This is a genomic window from Pseudoalteromonas galatheae (assembly GCF_005886105.2).
In the GTDB taxonomy this organism is placed as follows: Bacteria; Pseudomonadota; Gammaproteobacteria; order Enterobacterales; family Alteromonadaceae; genus Pseudoalteromonas; species Pseudoalteromonas galatheae.
Genome location: NZ_PNCO02000001.1, coordinates 3,172,223 through 3,191,685, shown reverse-complemented (window position 1 = coordinate 3,191,685; position 19,463 = coordinate 3,172,223). Strand labels below are relative to the sequence as shown.

Annotated in this window: 15 protein-coding genes and 1 riboswitch; of the genes, 8 read left to right on the top strand and 7 right to left on the bottom strand. The window is 43.2% G+C overall.

Annotated features, from left to right (window positions below; all coding sequences use genetic code 11):
* The first annotated feature begins 7 nt into the window (after positions 1-7).
* From CWC29_RS14185 to CWC29_RS14170, 4 genes are all read left to right on the top strand, one after another.
* Positions 8-928, top strand: coding sequence for an ornithine carbamoyltransferase (locus tag CWC29_RS14185; RefSeq protein ID WP_128727648.1), 921 nt, complete (start codon positions 8-10; stop codon positions 926-928).
* Between the two features lie 11 nt (positions 929-939).
* Positions 940-2,151 (top strand): argininosuccinate synthase, encoded by a 1,212-nt coding sequence (locus CWC29_RS14180; RefSeq protein ID WP_128727649.1) that lies wholly within the window; start codon positions 940-942, stop codon positions 2,149-2,151.
* Between the two features lie 14 nt (positions 2,152-2,165).
* Complete coding sequence (argH, locus tag CWC29_RS14175) at positions 2,166-4,031, top strand: argininosuccinate lyase (protein ID WP_128727650.1); 1,866 nt, start codon at positions 2,166-2,168, stop codon at positions 4,029-4,031.
* A 400-nt stretch (positions 4,032-4,431) separates the two neighbouring features.
* Complete coding sequence (locus CWC29_RS14170) at positions 4,432-4,887, top strand: hypothetical protein (protein ID WP_235956580.1); 456 nt, start codon at positions 4,432-4,434, stop codon at positions 4,885-4,887.
* 192 nt (positions 4,888-5,079) lie between these two features.
* Here CWC29_RS14170 and CWC29_RS14160 read toward each other — a convergent pair whose 3' ends face one another.
* Positions 5,080-6,438, bottom strand: coding sequence for a capsule assembly Wzi family protein (locus tag CWC29_RS14160; RefSeq protein WP_128727652.1), 1,359 nt, complete (start codon positions 6,436-6,438; stop codon positions 5,080-5,082).
* On the bottom strand, positions 6,435-6,917 hold the full coding sequence (gene coaD, locus CWC29_RS14155; RefSeq protein WP_128727653.1) for a pantetheine-phosphate adenylyltransferase: 483 nt from the start codon (positions 6,915-6,917) through the stop codon (positions 6,435-6,437). The genes CWC29_RS14160 and coaD overlap by 4 nt, the downstream gene beginning before the upstream one ends.
* 185 nt (positions 6,918-7,102) lie before the next feature.
* On the opposite strand from coaD, the gene CWC29_RS14150 reads away from it, so the two are divergent.
* Both CWC29_RS14150 and thiI read left to right on the top strand, forming a co-directional pair.
* On the top strand, positions 7,103-7,759 hold the full coding sequence (locus CWC29_RS14150) for a TetR/AcrR family transcriptional regulator (RefSeq protein WP_128727654.1): 657 nt from the start codon (positions 7,103-7,105) through the stop codon (positions 7,757-7,759).
* Positions 7,760-7,977: 218 nt separating this feature from the next.
* Positions 7,978-9,435, top strand: a complete 1,458-nt coding sequence (thiI, locus tag CWC29_RS14145) for a tRNA uracil 4-sulfurtransferase ThiI (protein ID WP_010374240.1) — start codon at positions 7,978-7,980, stop codon at positions 9,433-9,435.
* A gap of 661 nt (positions 9,436-10,096) precedes the next feature.
* Here thiI and CWC29_RS14140 read toward each other — a convergent pair.
* Complete coding sequence (locus CWC29_RS14140) at positions 10,097-10,999, bottom strand: ketopantoate reductase family protein (RefSeq protein WP_138523685.1); 903 nt, start codon at positions 10,997-10,999, stop codon at positions 10,097-10,099.
* Positions 10,992-11,264 (bottom strand): VanZ family protein, encoded by a 273-nt coding sequence (locus CWC29_RS14135; RefSeq protein WP_128727656.1) that lies wholly within the window; start codon positions 11,262-11,264, stop codon positions 10,992-10,994. The genes CWC29_RS14140 and CWC29_RS14135 overlap by 8 nt, the downstream gene beginning before the upstream one ends.
* 230 nt (positions 11,265-11,494) lie before the next feature.
* Between CWC29_RS14135 and CWC29_RS14130 the strand changes: the two genes are divergently transcribed.
* Both CWC29_RS14130 and CWC29_RS14125 read left to right on the top strand, forming a co-directional pair.
* Complete coding sequence (locus tag CWC29_RS14130) at positions 11,495-11,977, top strand: YajQ family cyclic di-GMP-binding protein (RefSeq protein ID WP_102057584.1); 483 nt, start codon at positions 11,495-11,497, stop codon at positions 11,975-11,977.
* Between the two features lie 86 nt (positions 11,978-12,063).
* Positions 12,064-12,312: riboswitch (cobalamin riboswitch) on the top strand.
* 35 nt (positions 12,313-12,347) lie between these two features.
* Positions 12,348-14,210 carry a TonB-dependent receptor domain-containing protein gene (locus tag CWC29_RS14125; RefSeq protein ID WP_128727657.1) on the top strand — a complete coding sequence of 621 codons (1,863 nt, stop codon included), beginning with the start codon at positions 12,348-12,350 and terminating at the stop codon, positions 14,208-14,210.
* A 386-nt stretch (positions 14,211-14,596) separates the two neighbouring features.
* On the opposite strand, the gene msrA is transcribed toward CWC29_RS14125, so the two are convergent.
* From msrA to CWC29_RS14110, 3 genes are read right to left on the bottom strand one after another with little or no spacing between them, the layout of a single operon-like run.
* Positions 14,597-15,130, bottom strand: a complete 534-nt coding sequence (msrA, locus tag CWC29_RS14120) for a peptide-methionine (S)-S-oxide reductase MsrA (protein WP_128727658.1) — start codon at positions 15,128-15,130, stop codon at positions 14,597-14,599.
* Positions 15,130-18,228, bottom strand: a complete 3,099-nt coding sequence (locus tag CWC29_RS14115) for an efflux RND transporter permease subunit (protein ID WP_128727659.1) — start codon at positions 18,226-18,228, stop codon at positions 15,130-15,132. Before CWC29_RS14115 ends, msrA begins: the two co-directional genes overlap by 1 nt.
* A 6-nt stretch (positions 18,229-18,234) precedes the next feature.
* A complete protein-coding gene (locus CWC29_RS14110) occupies positions 18,235-19,287 on the bottom strand; it encodes an efflux RND transporter periplasmic adaptor subunit (RefSeq protein ID WP_128727660.1) in 1,053 nt (350 codons plus the stop codon).
* Between the last annotated feature and the right edge of the window lie 176 nt (positions 19,288-19,463).

The following is a 19,463-nucleotide window of genomic DNA, read 5'->3' as shown; positions in this document are numbered from 1 at the left end:
AAACACCATGACTAAGCATTTTTTAACTGGTTTGGAATTAGACCAAACTAAAGTTTTGAACTTATTAAAGCTTGCAAAAAATATTAAAAATCAACCGCAAGAATATAACCAAGCCTTAGCTGGCAAGTCGATAGTCACGCTATTTGAAAAGCCGAGCTTAAGAACAAGGCTGTCGTTTGATATCGGTATCCATAGATTAGGCGGCCATGCTGTGTATTTAGATCAGCAAAATGGCGCAATGGGGGCGCGTGAATCTGTCAAAGATTTTGCGCTTAATATTTCTACTTGGGCCGATGGCCTTGTGGCTCGCGTAAATCACCATAGTACGCTTGAAACGCTCGCTGAGTTTTCGTCGGTGCCTGTTGTGAATAGTCTATGTGATTTATATCACCCTTGCCAAGCGTTGGCTGATTTTCTCACTTTATTTGAAACCTATGACGATGTCAGTCAGATCAAAATCGCTTATCTCGGTGAAGGCAACAACGTAACACATTCATTAATGTTGCTTGCGGCTACACTAGGCACTGATTTTGTGGCGGTTTGCCCTAAAGGCCACTCTCCAGATGCACAAATTGTTAAGCAAGCTGAGCAAATTGCTGCGGTAAATGGTGCCTCGGTTCTGGTCAGCGATCGGGTAGAGGCGGCGGCTGGCGCTAATGTGCTCTACGCTGATACTTGGGTTTCGATGGGGAATAAAACGCCAATTGAGCAGGTGAAAGACACCTTTATGCCATATCAAATCAACCAACAATTGGTTGAAGCGTGTGGCGCACAAACCATTTTGCACTGCCAGCCAGCACATCGTGAGTTTGAAATTACTTCCGAAGTGATGGATGGGCCAAAGTCAAAAATTATTCAACAAGCTGAAAACCGCATGCATGCCCAAAACGCATTGCTGGTATCGCTGTTAAACAAAGATTACGTTTGAGGTTAAAGAACATGAGCAAGATTAAAAAAGTGGTACTGGCTTACTCTGGTGGATTAGATACATCAGCGATTGTACCATGGTTAAAAGAGAACTATGGCTGCGAAGTTGTCGCCTTTGTTGCCGATGTAGGTCAAGGTGAAGAAGAACTGGTTGGGGTTGAAGAAAAGGCAATCGCATCAGGTGCCTCTGAGTGCCATATCGTCGACTTAAAAGAAGAAATGGTTAGCGACTACATTTATCCAACCCTTAAAACAGGCGCTATCTATGAAGGAACATATTTACTGGGCACTTCAATGGCGCGTCCTATTATCGCCAAAGCACAAGTTGAAATCGCTCGTAAAGTTGGCGCGGATGCACTTTCTCATGGTTGTACAGGCAAGGGAAATGATCAGGTGCGTTTTGAATCTTGCTTCTCAGCGCTTGCGCCTGATCTTAAAGTGATCGCACCATGGCGTGAATGGTCACTATCAAGTCGTGAATCGCTGCTTGACTATTTGGCCGAGCGTAATATCCCTTGTGCAGCCTCTGCCACCAAAATTTATAGCCGTGATGCCAATGCTTGGCATATTTCTCACGAAGGTGGAGAATTAGAAGATCCATGGAATGAGCCAAGCGATCAGGTTTGGACCATGACTAATTCTCCAGAAGCCGCACCGGATCAGCCTGAATATGTATCTGTATTAATCGAAAAGGGTGAAATCACAGGTGTTAACGGTGAGCGTTACAGTCCTTATCAGTGTCTAGTTAAGTTAAACGAGATTGCAGCGCAGCACGGTGTTGGTCGTGTCGATATCGTGGAAAACCGCCTAGTCGGCATGAAATCTCGTGGCTGTTATGAAACGCCAGGTGGCACTGTGATGATGGCTGCATTACAAGCGATTGATGAGCTGATCTTAGACAAATCTTGTCGTAAATGGAAAACCGCGCTTAGTGAAGAGTTTGCACAGTTAGTTTATGACGGTCGCTGGTTTACTCCGCTGAAGGATTCAATTCTAGCTGCCGCAGAGTCTTTCGCACAGCAGGCAACTGGCGAGGTGGTACTTAAGCTTTATAAGGGCCATGTGCATGCAGTGCAAAAGCAATCAATCAATAGCTTATACAGCGAAGATTTTGCCACATTTGGTGAAGATGACGTATATGACCAATCTCATGCGGAGGGATTCATTCGTCTATTCTCACTATCTAGCCGGATAGCGGCGTTAAACAAGCAAAAGCAATCTTAAGGTAGGAGAGCGAGATGGCATTATGGGGCGGCCGTTTTTCATCAGGTCCTGATGAGGCATTTAAGCAATTTAATGATTCTCTGCCATTTGATTATCAATTGGCAGAGCAAGATATTGTTGGCTCTATCGCTTGGGCGGGTGCGCTAAAGCAAGTAGATGTATTAACTGAAAGCGAACATCAGCAGATCATTTCAGCGCTGAAACAGCTTTTAGAAGAAGTGATTGCAGATCCGCGTAGTGTAGCAACCGCGGGACATGAGGATATTCATTCTTATGTTGAAGCTAAACTTATCGACAAAGTGGGTGATTTAGGTAAAAAGCTGCACACAGGTCGAAGTCGTAACGACCAAGTAGCCACAGACTTTAGACTGTGGAGCCGGAAAACGGCGCAACAACTGCTTGTGGCACTGGGTTCACTAAAGCAAGCTTTGGTTACACTTGCAGAGCAGGAGCTTGGTACTATTTTGCCAGGCTATACCCATTTACAGCGTGCTCAGCCAGTACTCTTTAGTCATTGGTGTATGGCTTACGTTGAGATGATTGAGCGTGATGAATCGCGTTTAAATGATGCGCTTGAAAGGTTAAATGTGTGTCCACTTGGCTCTGGTGCACTGGCGGGGACTGCTTATCCTATCGACCGTGAAGCGTTGGCTGTCAATCTTGGCTTTAGAGAAGCCTCTCGTAATAGTTTAGATGCGGTCTCTGATCGTGACTTTGTGGTTGAGCTACTCAGTTGTGCGTCTATTTCTATGATGCATTTATCTCGCTTTGCTGAAGATTTGATCTTTTACAATTCTGGTGAGTCTGGCTTTATTGATCTGGCTGATAGCGTGACGTCCGGCTCATCCTTGATGCCACAGAAAAAAAATCCTGATGCCTTAGAGCTTATCCGCGGCAAAACAGGCCGAGTTTTTGGCGCCTTTAGCGGCATGATGATGACGCTTAAAGCTTTGCCTTTGGCCTATAACAAAGACATGCAGGAAGACAAAGAAGGCCTATTTGATGCCATGCCAACTTGGCTTGCATGTATTCATATGGCTGAAGCATGTGTTAAAGGAATTAAGGTTAATAGTGATAAAACGTTAGCGGCTGCAAAAGGTGGTCACGCCAATGCGACAGAGCTTGCGGATTATCTCGTTGCTAAGGGAATTCCGTTTCGGGAAGGCCACCACATCGTCGGTGAATTAGTGCAGTTGGCTATTAGTAAGGGGCAAAACCTCGAGGATCTGAGTTTAGAAGAATTCCAGCAAGTCAGCGCTGTAATTGCAGAAGATGTTTACCCTGTACTCGAAATTGATGCTTGTATTGCCGCTCGTAAAGCATTAGGCGGCACCTCATTGCCACAAGTAACCAATGCCATTAAAACAGCAAAAAAAAAGCAAAAAATTCTAGTACGTGATGCCAATTTAGACGATGTTGAAGCCATTGCTGGACTGATCCAATATTGGGCCAAAGTAGGTGAGAACCTACCGCGAGCGAAGAGTGACATGATCCATAGTATCAATGAGTTTGCGGTGACTGAGGTCGATGGCAAAGTGACCGGGTGTGCATCTTTGTATATTTACGACACTGGGCTTGCTGAAATTCGCTCTTTGGGTGTAAATCCCGAGAGCGAAATAAAGGGACAAGGGCAACTTTTAGTCGAGCATTTGCTGGTGAAAGCCAAAAAATTGGCACTCAATCGTATTATTGTGCTAACTAGAGTGCCGGGCTTCTTTACGAAACAAGGTTTTAACAACTGTACCAAGGATAGCTTGCCTGAAAAAGTGATGAAAGACTGTGAGTTGTGCTTGCGCAAGGATAACTGTGATGAAATTGCGATGGATTTCATTATAAAACAAACGTCTAGCTTAAGTATTCCGTGTAAATTTGTGGCTTAACATCAAGCTTTCTTAAAACAAAAAGAGCGCTAACAAGCGCTCTTTTTGTATGTAATTCAACCGATTGAATTTTTTAAATAAATATTGGCATATCCTGTGCTTGATTAATTCCGATAATTTTATGTGGTTCATTTTTGGGAACCTGATTTCGTATGTAAATTTTGAGGGAAATTTCATGATAAAAACAATCCTAGCGAGAAAAAATCAAGCTAAAACAGCTGGTCAAACAAAGTCGCTTTCTGATAAGGTAATTCAATCTGGAAGTAAACTTGAGATGGTATCTGGCGCACGTGGAAGTGTAATTACTCCGCCTGGGTCTAAAGAGCCGTACTAATGATTAATGTTAATTTATGACTTTTTTGGTATGAGTATAGGAGCCCTTGTAATATGGGGCTTCTTGATGGCTTCACTGTTACATCTATTTTTTTATATACTAAAAGTCCAGAAAAATTTACAGCTACTCTCTGCTTCTACTCTGTTATTTACCTCCTACTTTGTAAGTGATTTTATCGTTGTTTCTGATAGCTATAACACAGCTATTCACGGCATATTCGCTTTGTTTGATCTCTTTACTTTATTAGCTCTTTTTCTTGTCAGTTATGTCTTTTTTAAAGATGAAAAGCTTGAGGTCGGCGTTTTATATACTATGGTAGGTTTGGCTATTAATACAGTTATGTTCTTCTTTATGTATATTGATACATATATTTATGAAAATGTAACGCGCTGGCTGTTATGGTATTTGTACTCATATTTAGTGATTTCTATAGACTTTATTATGGTTACTTCTCTATTAGTCAATAAAGATTGGTTAGGTATTAAATGGGCTATAAGTAAGGTGAGAGCTAGGGTAGCTTGAAAATTTAGTCGGTTTAAACAGTGATTTTTACTTACTTATCAGTATTTTGTGCTCGTTTTTCTGTTTTTTGTGCTTGCAGGTTATATACTATCGGAATGTATATAACCGATTGGTTTTTAATTGTCGTTTTGCTTATTCCTAAGGATTTCCTTGGATTATACGCCATAATAATAGAGCGGCGATGGCCGCTCGTTAAAATTGATATTCCACGCTCAACGTGAGTGCTGCGTGGCTTTCGTCTTCTTCCTGAGACTTATCTTGCCATGCTTTTACGCCAATTTTAGCAAGCGCGCCAAATACACCTTGTTGGTAACCAAGCTCGAGCTGGTTTCGTTCAACGTCTAATGTGTCAAATTCAACTCGTTTCAGTTTGGCAAAAGCACCAACGCCACCTGTGCTGAAGTAATCTAACGCGAAAGTGAGGTTTTTAGCGTCCAACCCCGAGCTTGCTCCAAGCCAGAGATCGCGCTCGCTGTAGTTCGCTGAATCCACTGTATTGTCTCTTGGGCAAAGCGCGAGCTTTAGCTCGTCTTTACAATCAATGCTTGTATCTGAATATTCAATAAAGCTCTTGAGACGATAGTCTTTACCACCCCAGTAGCTTTCAATACCTAGGGTGTACATCGGATTGCTTGGTAATGCACCACTGTCATTATTACCTGCAAACTCACCGTATAAAGCGAGCGGTTGATTAGCTATCCGAGTGGAGTATTTGAAGTCAACGCTGGTGAGGCGTTGCGTTTGCTTTTCGCTTTCAAGATTTTGTTGTTGATAAACAAAGTCACTGGATGTTGTACTAAAGCCAAGTTCTAAACCTTGAATCGGAAAAGCGGCCGCTCTAAACCCCCAAAAATCGCCATCCTTTTTATTGGCTATATTCGGGCGTTGCTTTGCCATAATGGCTGTTACTTGCCAAGGACCAACGAAAGAGAAAAAGCTCGGTCCAATATAGTTGTTATTGGCACGACTTAAACGAATCGCCTTCATGGGGGCTGCGTTGTTTGAAAGCATCAGCGCATTTTCGTTGCTCGGTCCCCACCAGTAACTCAGTCGCTCAGCGCTGAGAGACCAATTACCAAACAACACTGCAAGGTGACTGCCGTGGTGATTAACGTATTTTCCATCTTGGCTTTCATCTGCGTAGTTAACTGCAACTTTAGCGCTAACAGCACTACCTGTAATAACGCCATAAGTACGCAGGCCTGAACGTTCATTTTGACGATCACCAAAGCCTGTGGAGCGCTCTTCAGCACCATTAAAATGTGCTTTTACGCTACTATATCTTTCTCTTTTTGCTTGTTTTAGCGCATGGCGTAAATGTGCCAATGCAAAACTTGCGGTTTCAGAGAGGTTTCTGTCATCAATAGCGGCAAGGTCATTAACAATACCGCTCCACAACAGGGGATACTGATTAACTGGGCGATTTATCACACCTTCTGCAACCAGTAAATCTATGCTGTGCTTAAGCTCACTTTGCGACACCTCTATCCAAGGTGATGCATGCGCATAAGTACCAACCAATACGGCTAGGGATAATAGGCACTTTTTCATCCGTGTAGTTTTTCCTCTAAAGCTTGGGCAACCAGTGGGTGAACAAATTCACTGACATTACCTTTATGAAGTGCAACTTCTTTTACTAAAGTTGATGAGATAAATGAATTCTTTTCAGATGGCGTTAAAAATACGCTTTCCAAATCGGGATGTAAACGGCGATTCATATTGGCCAGCTGGAACTCATAGTCAAAATCAGACACAGCTCGAATGCCGCGGATCAGCACGTTGGCTTTTTGCTCTTTCGCTAAATCAACTAACAATCCTGAAAACCCAATCACCTTTACATTTTTATGTGACTTTAAAATTTCTTCAGCCAAAGCAACACGTTGCTCTAGTGAGAAACAAGGCTGTTTATTTGGGTTGTGGGCAATTGCCAAGATCACGGTATCAAACATTTTTGCTGCACGTTTGATTAAGTCTTCATGTCCATTAGTAAGGGGATCAAATGTGCCAGGGTAGAGGGCGATGACTTTCATAAGCGTAACTATGTTGAATTTTTTTGTATGGTAACAAGGTTTTTTTGAAAAAACACTGGTCAGCTTTGTCGGATCTAAGCTTATCTAGAGTTAAAATTAGTGCTATTTTTTCATATGGAGCGCGAAATAACCTAGCAACCCTAGCAATAGCGCGACCACATTATCAACAAAGATAGAGAATCGTAATGAATACCAAGGAAAAAATAATACGTACCAGCATCGCGTTATTTAATTTGCATGGAGAGCGCGCGATTACGACAAACCATATAGCGTCCAGTTTGGGGATTAGCCCTGGCAATTTGTACTATCATTTTAAAAATAAAGAAGACATCATTCGGCAAATATTCGCGCTTTATAGTGAGCATTTAAATACACACTTTAAGCCACTGGAGCAGCATAACGAACCGCTTGAGCAGCTAACTCAATATTTAGACTCCTTGTTCGACCTGATGTGGCGTTATCACTTTTTCTACGACAACCTGACAGACATCTTGGCTCGTGATGATGAATTGAAGAAAAACTACATTGCTTTTCAGTCACGCTTACTCGAGCAAGTAAAAGCTGTAGTAATTGGCCTAAGAGATACGGGCGTGATCACCATAGATGATGACGATGCAAAGGAGCTCGCCCATATGTTGAAGATGACCGTTAGCTTTTGGACTCCCTATGTTAAAGCCAGAAGAATGACGGGCGTACTTGAGCAGCAGGATATATACAATGGCATTGTTAAAGTACTGATGATTTTTAAACCTTACGCGACGCCTATGAGCGCACCAAAGATGGCACAACTTCAGCAGCATTATCAAGCACTAGCAGAGGCGAGCTTACCGAGTATTGCTTAGCCTTAAATAATTAAGCGAGCCTTTTACCTTGGCGAACACGGGCAAAAGGCTTTGTAGAGCATAAAGGGAAAAGGTTTGTTTATTTCCTAATCGGCTCTGAGTTTGATATACTCGCGCGCCCGAACTGTCCTCGGTCAGTGTGCGCCACGATAAAGTCCGCTTAGGTCAAATCAGTGCGTCATCGCAACCGATAATCGATCTGTAGTAGAGTGACTTTTATGCTTAAATTTATCGTCAAATTACATCCCGAAATTGCTATTAAGAGCAAATCTGTCCGTAAGCGTTTTACCAAAGTATTAGAGAAAAACATCAAAATGCTGTTGGTTCGCGTTGACGAAAACGTAAAAGTTAAAAATAACTGGGACAATATCTCAGTGACGAGCGAGTTAAGTGACGAGAAAACCCGTCTTGGTCTGATCGACCATCTTAAACGCACGCCAGGTATTGTGCAGTTTATTGAGGTGCAAGAAACACAGTTCGATACGCTTGATGATATCTACCAACAAACGATTGCTTTGGTTGAGCCATTGATCAAGGGCAAAACGTTTTGCGTGCGTGTAAAGCGCCAAGGTAAGCATGAGTTTACTTCAAGCGATGTGGAGCGTTATGTTGGTGGCGGTTTAAACCAAAATGTAGAGGGTGCCAGCGTAAGACTGAAAAAACCTGATGTGACAGTTAAAATCGAAGTCAAAGACAATAAAGCGTATATCGTTCGTCACCAGCACTTTGGTCTAGGTGGCTTCCCATTACCAACTCAAGAAGATGTGCTGTCTTTGGTTTCTGGCGGGTTCGACTCGGGTGTTGCAACTTATCAAATGATGAGAAAAGGCGCGCGTACGCACTTTTTGTTCTTTAACTTAGGTGGTGCAGCCCACGAAATTGGCGTTAAGCAAGTGAGCCACTACTTGTGGAAACAATTTAGCTCTACTCACAAAGTTAAATTTATCACGATTGACTTTGAGCCAGTTGTTGCAGAAATTCTTGAGAATATCGAAAGCGGACAAATGGGCGTGGTACTAAAGCGCATGATGATGCGTGCAGGTGCTGTGGTCGCCGAGCGTTTAGGGATCCCTGCACTGGTAACTGGTGAAAGTATTGGTCAGGTATCAAGCCAAACCTTGGCTAACCTTAACGTGATCGACCGTGTTACAGAGATGCTGATATTACGACCGCTTATTCAACACGATAAAGAAGAAATCATTCGTATTGCCAGAGCGATTGGCACCAACGAAATGGCAGAAGCAATGCCTGAATATTGTGGTGTGATCTCTCAAAAACCAACGGTAAAAGCACAGCTTCACAAGATATTAGCTGAAGAAGAAAAGTTTGACTTTGATGTGTTGAATACAGTTGTGGCTAACGCGACGGTTAAAGATATTCGTGACATCGAAGCTGAAGCAAAAGAAGAAGTGAAAGAAGCGGAATCGGTAAGTGAATTACCAGACAACGCGGTGGTACTAGATATTCGTTCTCCAGAAGAGGAAGATGCCAACCCTCTTGAACTAGATGGTGCACAAGTGATCCACTTACCTTTCTTTAGATTAGCTACTAAGTTTGGCGATTTACCACAGGACAAAGAATACTACTTGTACTGTTCGAAAGGCGTAATGAGCCAGTTACAAGCGCTTATTCTGCATGAAAATGGCTATGCTAACGTCAAGGTGTACCGTCCTTAAAAAAGCGTGCTAACAAGCGTTGGGTGAGGCTTTAGGATTTACCCAACGTACATTTTGTGGGGAGGTAAGAGGTTGTTTGTTTATCCCCGTTTATTTACTAGGTATTTTGTAGCTGCCCTCCACAGTTAGTATCAAAGTGCATCCATGTGTTCCTCATTCATTCTTTTGAAACGACGCGATCGAGCGAGCCAAGAAAACGTCGCCCCGACATCATACTGAATCCTAAAACAAAAAAACTGATAGGAAAGCAACCGGCATCCCGCCAACACATTGCATATAGGCTTATGCTTCTTGGGTGTGATGAAAGGGGAATTATACCAGTTGTATTAAGTAAATGATCTATCTTGAAGCGGGGAAATAGCTTTAGTAGCACCGCTCTCGCGTCCTGCTACCGCTAAGGTACCTATATCCATATAGGCAAGGCAAAAATTTTGCTATTTAGTTGTTCTAAATGAGAAATTTTTAACGAAGCTAATATGCTATTTCACCCTTCAAATTGATTAGAGAATTAATTCAATTGGTATTAGCTGCTTGTGAGATTTTCTACGGCTTTAGCAGTTAAACTGCTTGCAGGTATTGCAAAAACGCTCAACGAGCTATATCCCTAATTCGCTGGGTAAATAGTTTTGTGGAAGGTGGTTTACCTGCCGAGAAGTTAAGCCTATTGTCGCGCTAGCTGCCAGTGCTTATTCACTTCCTCAAGTAATTGTTGATTAAACGGCACATTGATATTTTGCTTCGCTGCTAGCTCGCAAATATACCCGCACATGGCGTCAATTTCTGTGCGCCGATTATTCGCGAGATCTTGATTCATTGAAGAACGATTGTTAGCGGTTTGTGCCATCACGGTGTAAGCAAGCGAGACTAGCTCGCTAAGCGCTAAGGTTACGCCTGTACCTGCGGCCACAAGCTGTACTTCATTCATTAAATTAAGGATTTGGGTTGCGTATTTGGGCTGTTTTAGCTGACCATTTGTGACTTGTTCCAATGCACTTAGCGGGTTAATGGCAATATTAACCGCCAGTTTTTTCCAAAGTGTTGGCATGATGTCAAACGTGGTTTGGGCATTTTCAAATGTGCTAAACAGTTGCGAGAATACACTCTGGTAATGGCATTCGGCTGGTAAATTTAACGGCCCAAACCAAGTTGCGCCTTGCCCCGTATGGTGTACAGTGTCTGCGACTTTATAGCCTGCAATGGATGTGCTTAAGAAGTAGGCGGATTGTGTCGCGTCAAGCGCTGCTAACTCACAAGACCAATCTACCATACCATTATGACTAAGTATTAGCGTTGCATTTTTTGAAAGTGCAGGGCGAAGCGCTCGGAGTGCTTCGATGACCTGATATGCTTTAACGGGAATGATTAGCGTATCTATACTGCTGACTGGGAGTTCTGCAAGTGTTTTGGTGCTGCAAGGGATGGTATGTTGAGTACTTGCTGTTTGATAGCGATAAGTCGCCGCGCGTTTGCTTCGAGTGATAAGCGTAATTTGATGAGATTGACTAAGGTGCTGGGCGAGCAGTAAGCCTATCGCCCCTTCACCTAAAATATGTATGTTAGCCATGTTTTCTGCTGCGCCAACTTGTCCAAATATAAAATAGAACAAAATAACTGACTGCACCGGCTACATCAGCCAAAAAATCAGCGGTAGATGCTTGACGGTAAGGCAGTGTATGCTGCATCCACTCAATTCCTGCTCCATATAAAGAAAGCAGAACTAAATGAAACCATACTTTGAACCTAAAAGCATGATGAGAAATAAATGCTAGCACAAAAAACACGCCAAAATGTGCCACTTTATCGATATTTGGCAACAATTTTGGAGACAAGCTAATTTCCTTTGCGAATAGCACTGTACATATAATCAAAGAGATAATCAAAAGAGCTTTATAAACGCGCCGTGTCACAATACATCCTACTTCTGTATGACTAAGCGAGCAGTATAACATCGAAAACTGTCCATTGGGTGAACATCCTAATACGCTGTTTAAAAACTTAAAGTAACTCAAATTAAGCATAAACTGCTATAATCGAGCCAAAATGACTTTAGGAGAGAAGCATGCCTTCATTTGATATTGTATCTGAAATTGATATGACAGAAGCAAAAAATACCGTAGACAACGCGGTTCGCGAGCTTGACACGCGTTTTGATTTTCGTGGCGTAGATGCGTCAATCGAGCTAAACGGTGAAATGATCAACCTTAAAGCGGAAGCAGAACAACAAGTTATGCAATTGTTCGATATGCTAGTGGGTAAAGCGGCGAAGCGCGGCCTTGATGTGGCAAGCTTCGAGTTAAAAGATATTGAGCGCTCTGGCAAATACGTATCGCGTAAGGTGGCGTTAAAGCAAGGCATCGACAAAGAGATGGCGAAAAAACTGGTTAAGCTTATTAAAGACTCAAAAGTTAAAGTTCAAGCGTCAATTCAAGGCGATACGGTGCGTGTAACGGGTAAAAAGCGTGACGATCTGCAAGAAACGATGCAACTTGTTCGCACCGGTGAGCTTGGTCAGCCATTTCAATTCAAAAACTTCCGCGACTAATTACGCCTTACTTCATTCCAAAAGTGCATAGATTGCACTTTTGGATTTCTAGACGTCCATTGACAATCATTCCGAAACCCAAGACAATAGCCTCGCATTTTCAAGGTGCTGTACACAACCTAGTGTGGTTGCTAAGTGTATAGATAATCGGGAAACTGGTGCGAACACAAGGGAACATCTAATTACGTTAATCAATGATAAATTGAGTAAGACCGCTTATTACACGTGATTAGCTTGGATCGGTTCTATGCCAGCGCTGCCCCCGCAACGGTAGAGTGAACTGCCAATCTGCAGATTTACTGAGCCCGGAGACCGGCCTTGGAACAGTCACTTTGTGTTCTTGTACGGTGGGTACAAGTTAGGGGAAACCATGTTAAATAAAACTGCTCTAAGCGCGGCGATAGCGACGGCGCTCTCTTTTTCAGCATTTGCTGATCAAAATATTGAACATATCACTGTTACTGCCAATAAATTTGAACAATCTCTAGAAAGCGCATTGTCCGCGATTACGGTTATAGATCGTGCTGAAATTGAAAAAAGCAATGTTCAAGATGTCGTATCGTTACTCGATAATGTCGCTGGTATTCAAGCGGTTAGAAACGGTGGCTTTGGCCAAAGCGTGAGTTTATTCCTACGTGGTAATGACGCTAAGCATACGCTAGTGTTAATCGATGGGGTTCGAGTGACGGATGCAAACTCCGGTGACAATTCGCTTACTAACTTACCACTTAATAGCATCGAAAGGATTGAGATAATTCGTGGTGCCAAAGCTGCGATTTATGGTTCAGATGCCATTGCTGGCGTGATTAATATTATTAGTCGTGAAGGGAATAATAATACTATCGCGCTTACGACTGGGAGTAACAATTACTCCAAGACCGAGGCGACGGTAAATTACAAAAAAGACAAGTTTAGTATTGCCGCTAATGCGGGTTACACTCATACCGATGGCTATGATGTGATTGAGAAAGACCCTGAAGCTGCAATCACAAAAAACCATGACCGTGATGGATATTATAACGGTAATGCCGGTTTAAATGTGCAGTATGGTGATGAAGAAAGTGGCATTTTTAGCTTACGTTCACAGTACAGTGAAGGAGAGGGGGAGTATGACTCTTTTGGTAGTGATGCTTACCGTTTCCATAACTACACCAATAAGTTGGCGTGGAAAAGACGTACTGATAAGTTTAGCCAAAGTGCGTCATACAGCTTAGGTAAGGAACAAAACGTTCAAATCGGTAATAGTGCTGACGATAATGCTTATGTCACCAAACGCAGCCAATTTGAATATCAGTCGCAATATAGTTTAACTGAAGCTTTGATCTTCACAGGTAACTTTACCTTTCTAAATGAAGATGTTGGTGATTCTACCGCCTCTTTTTCAGAGCCTGAGCGTGATAACTTATCTTTAGCACTCGGTGGGTTTTACAACGATGAAAATTGGCTGGCAGAGGTTGTACTGAGAACGGATGATTATGATTTTCATGGTCGTGCAAACACCTACACGGTTGCTGTAGGCAAGCAAATCATGGATGGCCTGAGTGTTAAGTTGAATCATGGTACAGCCTTTAGAGCACCTTCTTTGTCACAGGCGTTTGTGATTGATAGTCCTTACTATCTGCCTAACCCCAATATTAAGCCGGAAGAAGCCACTAATAACGAAATTATTGTCACATGGAGCGGCGAGAACTTCCGTGTGGAAGCTGCGGTATACGATAACCGTATAACCGATAAAATCGTTTATCAGCAAAATGATAAATGGAAATACATCCCTTACAATATTCAGCGCGCTGACTTTGAAGGTGCTGATCTTTCTGTTGAAATTGAAGACAACTTTGGTATCGAGCATACGGTAAATGCGAGCTATGTGAGTGCTAAAGACGCTGATACCGATAAGCAATTACAGCGCAGAGCGAGACGAACCTTAACTTATTCAGTCAGTAAAGAATGGGAAAATGTCGACGCAACACTGACCTTAGTCCATAGAGGTAATCGCGATGATAACGTATGGGGAGCTGAAGGTGCATATACAGTGACTTTGCCGTCATATACGCTGTTTAACTTAGCTGCTAACTATACGTTTTTCGACGGATTCAAGTTAAATGGCCGGATTGAAAACTTAACCGATAAGCGTTATTTCAATGCCACAGCGGGCGAAGCAAAAGATGGCTCTTTACTGGGCTACAAGCCACTAGGTAGACAAGCCTACGTTGGTGTGAGCTACAGCTTCTAATGCGTTAACTGCTTTTCAATACCCAGAGTGATCCATCATGAGTAATGGATCACTTTTCTTATTTATCATTTAGTTGCATTACATTTTTAACTGGCGTTCTGCCTTATGTGCGGTTGATAATAGATTTGATTTGTATTATTACTGCCTTAAACCGACCTCGAGTTATATTAACAACGAAAATATCACCATTAAAGGTAAGTATGATGTGCGTATCCAGCAGCTTGAGTTAGATCCTTTAATTTCTAGCTTTAAGCCTGTGGTGACGACAAAAGTGAGTTGCCGTGGATCTTCGATTTAATAGATACCTTAAGACCTAGTAATTTTGCTATACCTATGTTGCCGTAAGTCATAAGCCGAACGCAATCTATTGCGTTCGGCACACAAGTTTAGTGCTTTAAATTTGCCGCAAAATGGCTTTCAAACTTTGCAATTTTAGGGGCGATCATCACACTACAATAGCCTTGATTTGGGTTTTCAGTGTAATAATCTTGGTGATAGTGCTCGGCAGGATAAAATTCAGGCGCCGGGCTAACCTCAGTCACTATTTTTTCACTCAGCTGGCTTTGAAGCTGCGCAATACAATCTTGAGTTTGTTGCTGTTGCTGCTGGTCATGATAAAACACCACACTGCGGTACTGAGTACCAATGTCGTTGCCTTGGCGATTCAACTGCGTTGGATCATGCAGGGTAAAAAACATATTAAGCAAAGTATCAAAGCTGACAATATCGGCATCAAATTGCAGTTGGACTACCTCAGCATGGCCACTGTCTCCCCGACATATCATTTGATAGGTGGGATTATCTGTGTGGCCACCTGCGTAACCTGACTGCACTGACTCAACACCATTGACGCGGCGAAATGCCGCATCAATACACCAAAAACAGCCACCACCAAAAGTTGCGGTTTGTAAATTTGCCATTATACCTCCTGCTCAGGATGTTGTTTCGACTGCTCCTCAAGACGTTTTGTCGTCTCTTCTGGAGATTGCGTCTTCTTAGCTAATAAAGTATAGGCGGTTGGGATAACAAACAAGGTTAAAATGGTGGCAACACTGACACCGGCAAAAATCACAACACCGATCACCATGCGGCTTTCGAACCCAGGACCTGTTGCAAACACAAGTGGGATCGAGCTCATCACGGTCGTTAGCGAGGTCATAATAATAGGTCTTAATCGCTGCGCTGCAGCATCAACAATGGCTTGTTCGAAGGCGATGCCTTTGTCACGTAATTGGTTAGCAAATTCCACGATTAAGATACCGTTTTTGGCACTAAGGCCAATTAACATAACAATACCAATCTGGCTATAAATATTTAGTGTACTGTCGGTAATAAACAATCCATACATCGCACCAACTAAACCCAGCGGTACGGTGAGCATGATAACCAGTGGATGAACAAAGCTTTCAAATTGTGCGGCTAGTACTAAGAAAGTAACGGTGAGCGCCAGAATAAACACATAGGTCATCGCTGACGCGCCTTCATAAAACAGCTGTGACTCGCCTTTATAGTCGATGGCGCCGTCGATATCATTCTCTTCGGCGGCAACTTTATTTAAAAAGTCGAGCGCTTGCTCCAGTGTATAGTCGCCAGCGAGGTTTGCCGTGATAGTTATCGCGCGCATACGGTTGTAGCGGTTTAATCGAGAAGCTGTGGCTTCTTCTTTTATGGTGATCAAACTGTCTAATGGCACGAGCTCATCGCTACGAGATTTCACATAAATATCAGAAATATTATCTGGGGCAGAGAAGTCGGCTTTGGTGCCTTTTAAGATCACATCGTATTCTTCACCGCGGTCAATAAAGGTGGTAACACGACGTTGTCCCAGCATGGTTTCTAGCGTTTGCCCGATGGCACTTACCGACACGCCTAAGTCTGCGGCTTTGGTTTTATCAATGCTTATCAAAAACTGTGGGAAGGTTTCTTTGTAATCGTGATCAAGACGTACCAGTCCTTTATTTTCACGTGCACGTTCTAGAATGCGATCGCGCCATGCAGCCAGCTCATCGTAGTCGTTGCCTTGTAGGACAAACTCAATAGGGCGCGAGTTACCGCCACCACCAATACCACGGCGCATAATCGCAAAGGCGCGAATATCTGTAACATCTTGCATTTTGCCGCTTATCTCATCCATGACTTCCCAAGTAGAGCGTTTACGCTCATCCCAGTCTGGCATGCCGATAATAGCAACACCACCTTGACCACCCCAGCCTGGCACACGAATAAGCACGCGGCTAAGTTCCTCTGAGTCTACATAAGGAAGCAGTCGCTCTTCAATTTTTGCCATATTTTGCGAGTTGTTTTCGTAGCTTGCCCCTTCTGGACCATTCATCATGACGAAGAAAGTACCACGGTCTTCTTTTGGTGTCAGTTCAGATGGGATCTGTTTAAATAGGCTATAGCTGGTAAAGCCCGCCAGTGCCAACATCACAATCAGGCTGTATTTACGCGATAAGTTGTCTTGTAAAACACGACGATAACCTTGCTCTAGTCGTCCAAATTGGCGATCCATCCACTGACTAAAGCGGTTTTCTTTATTGCTAGGTTTCAATACTTTGGAGCAAAGGGCTGGAGACAAAGTCAACGCGGTAATACTGGAAAACAGCACTGCAGCACTTACTGCAAAGGCAAACTCGGTAAATAGGGCACCAATACGACCATCCATAAAGACTAAGGGAATAAACACGGCAACCAAAACCAGCGTTGTCGCAATGATGGCAAAGCCTACTTCACGCGCGCCACGGTATGCCGCCAGTAACTTGGGTTCACCAAGCTCGATGCGGCGGTAGATATTTTCTAGCATCACAATGGCGTCATCGACTACAAGGCCGATGGCAAGCACAAGTGCAAGCAGCGTCAGCAAGTTGATGGAATACCCCATGGCCAGCAAGAACATAAAGGTTGCAATTAAGGCTACCGGCACCGTAACTGCGGGGATAAGCGTAGCGCGGATATTGCCAAGGAAGATGTAGATAACGAGTACTACCAAAGCCATGGCAATCGCAAGTGTGCTATATACTTCAGCAATGGACTCACGGATAAAAATAGAAGAATCGTAGCTGTCTTGTATAGTGGTACCTTGGGGTAGGTTGCGTTTGATTTTTTCAAGCTCTTTACGGGCGTTGTCGACCACTTCTAGCGTATTGGCTTTAGCTTGCTTTACAACGCCAAGGCCAATCATATTTTTACCATTACCACGGAAGGTACTTTCGTCATCAGCGGCTTCAAGTATTACCTGCGCAACTTCACCAAGTCGCACCAAATAGCCTTGTTCGCCACGCTTAATCACTAGGTTGTCAAAGTCTTCTTGAGTTTTATAGCTTCTGGCAATACGAACAGAAAAGTCACGGTCAATAGATTCAATTTCACCAGCCGGTAATTCTACGTTCTCTCTACGTAGCACTTGCTCAATATCACTACTGGTGATCCCACGGGCGGCCATCGCTTTTCGGTCTAGCCAAATCTTCATGGCGTATTGACGCTCACCGCCAATTCGTACATTCGATACGCCATCCACAACCGCCAGACGGTCAACGATAAAGCGCTGGGCGTAGTCTGAAAGCTGCAAAGTATCCATGGTTTCACTGTTAAGTACAAACCAAGCAATAGGGCTTTCGTCGCTGTTTGACTTAGATACCTCTGGTGGCCTGACTTGTTCTGGCAATCTATCCAGCGCGCGCGAAACGCGCTCACGAACATCATTTGCAGCCGCGTCGATATCGCGATCTATATTAAATTCGATAGTGATATTTGAGCTGCCATTACGGCTACTGGAGTTTATACTTTTAATACCTTCGATCCCCGAAATTCGGTTTTCCAGTATTTGGGTGATCTTCGTTTCTACAACCTCAGCTGAAGCGCCCGTATAGTTAGTGCTTACACTGACTATTGGGGTTTCAATATCTGGGTATTCGCGTAGTGGTAGCATAGAAAATGCCACTAAGCCAAATGTTAGCAACAGTAAATTAATAACGATCGCGAAGATCGGGCGTTTAACCGCCGTATCAGTGATTCTCACGTCGCCTTACCCCTTTACTTCAACTTTTGAGCCTGAGCGGATCTTCAGGGTGCCTTCCGTGATCACTTGTTGTCCCTCTGTAAGCCCTTCGTCGATAGCTACCCAGCCGCTAAAGCGAGTTTGCAGGTGGACTTCACGTTGTTGTGCTTTACCTTGGTCATCAATTACAAATACAAAATGCTTATCTTGTCTTGGAATAATGCTTTTTTCTGGCACCACAAGGGCTTGTAATCGAGCCAATTCAAGTCCCATGTGTAACAGCATACCTGGGCGGAGTTTATGGTCTAGATTGGTGAAACTTGCTGTTACTCGTACCGAACGCGTTTGTTCATTAATTCTCGGGTCAATATGAGAGACCTTACCGGTAAATAGTTGATCTGGGTAAGCTTCACTTTGAGCGTTTACTTGCATACCAAGTTGTAGTTGCGCTAGGTATTTTTCTGGTACCTGAAAATCCACTTTGATGATGCTAATGTCATCGAGTGTGGTGATCACAGTATTGTTGTTTACGAAGCTACCAATGGAAACGTTTCGAGTACCCAATAATCCATCGAATGGCGCATAGATGGTCATCTCAGCGAGTTTTGTTTTGGTGGCTTCTAATCGTGCCGTTAAGGTGTCTACCTTTGCTGATTGCGCTTCTAGTTGAGAGCGAGCCGCCGATTGAGTTTTTGCAAGGTCTTTAAGGCGGTTTAGTTGTCTGATTTCTTCTTTTAGCGTCACTTTCAGCGCTTCGATATCGAGCTTCTCTTCGGCATCACGCAACTGCACTAGCTTATCGCCTTTTTTTACTACATCCCCATCATCGAAAAAGAGGGCCGCCACATAGTCGCTTTGGGCGCTACTCACGTTGATTGCTTGATTTGCTCTGGCGGAACCAATAGAGTGAACAGCAATAATACGTTCTTCTTTGGTTACGGTATGAGCCTGAACGGAGGTTACGGGTGCAGAGTTGCCACTCATTTTGCCTTCCGAGGCTGGTAAATATAAATAGCCGCTGATAACGACTAGCACTACAATGATAAAAGGAAACAGTGCTTTCCCTGATTGATGACGCATAAAAGTGACCCAGATTATAATTTGTCTCTAGTTTACAAAATTAAAGGCTAACAAAGTCGACGGCATATCCTGTAAATTTGTGCATTAAACGAAAATGTAATTCAATTTAAGCGTTTGTACCTAAATTAAATATTATGAAAAGCAATCATCCATGTAAACGATGCATCACAATACGT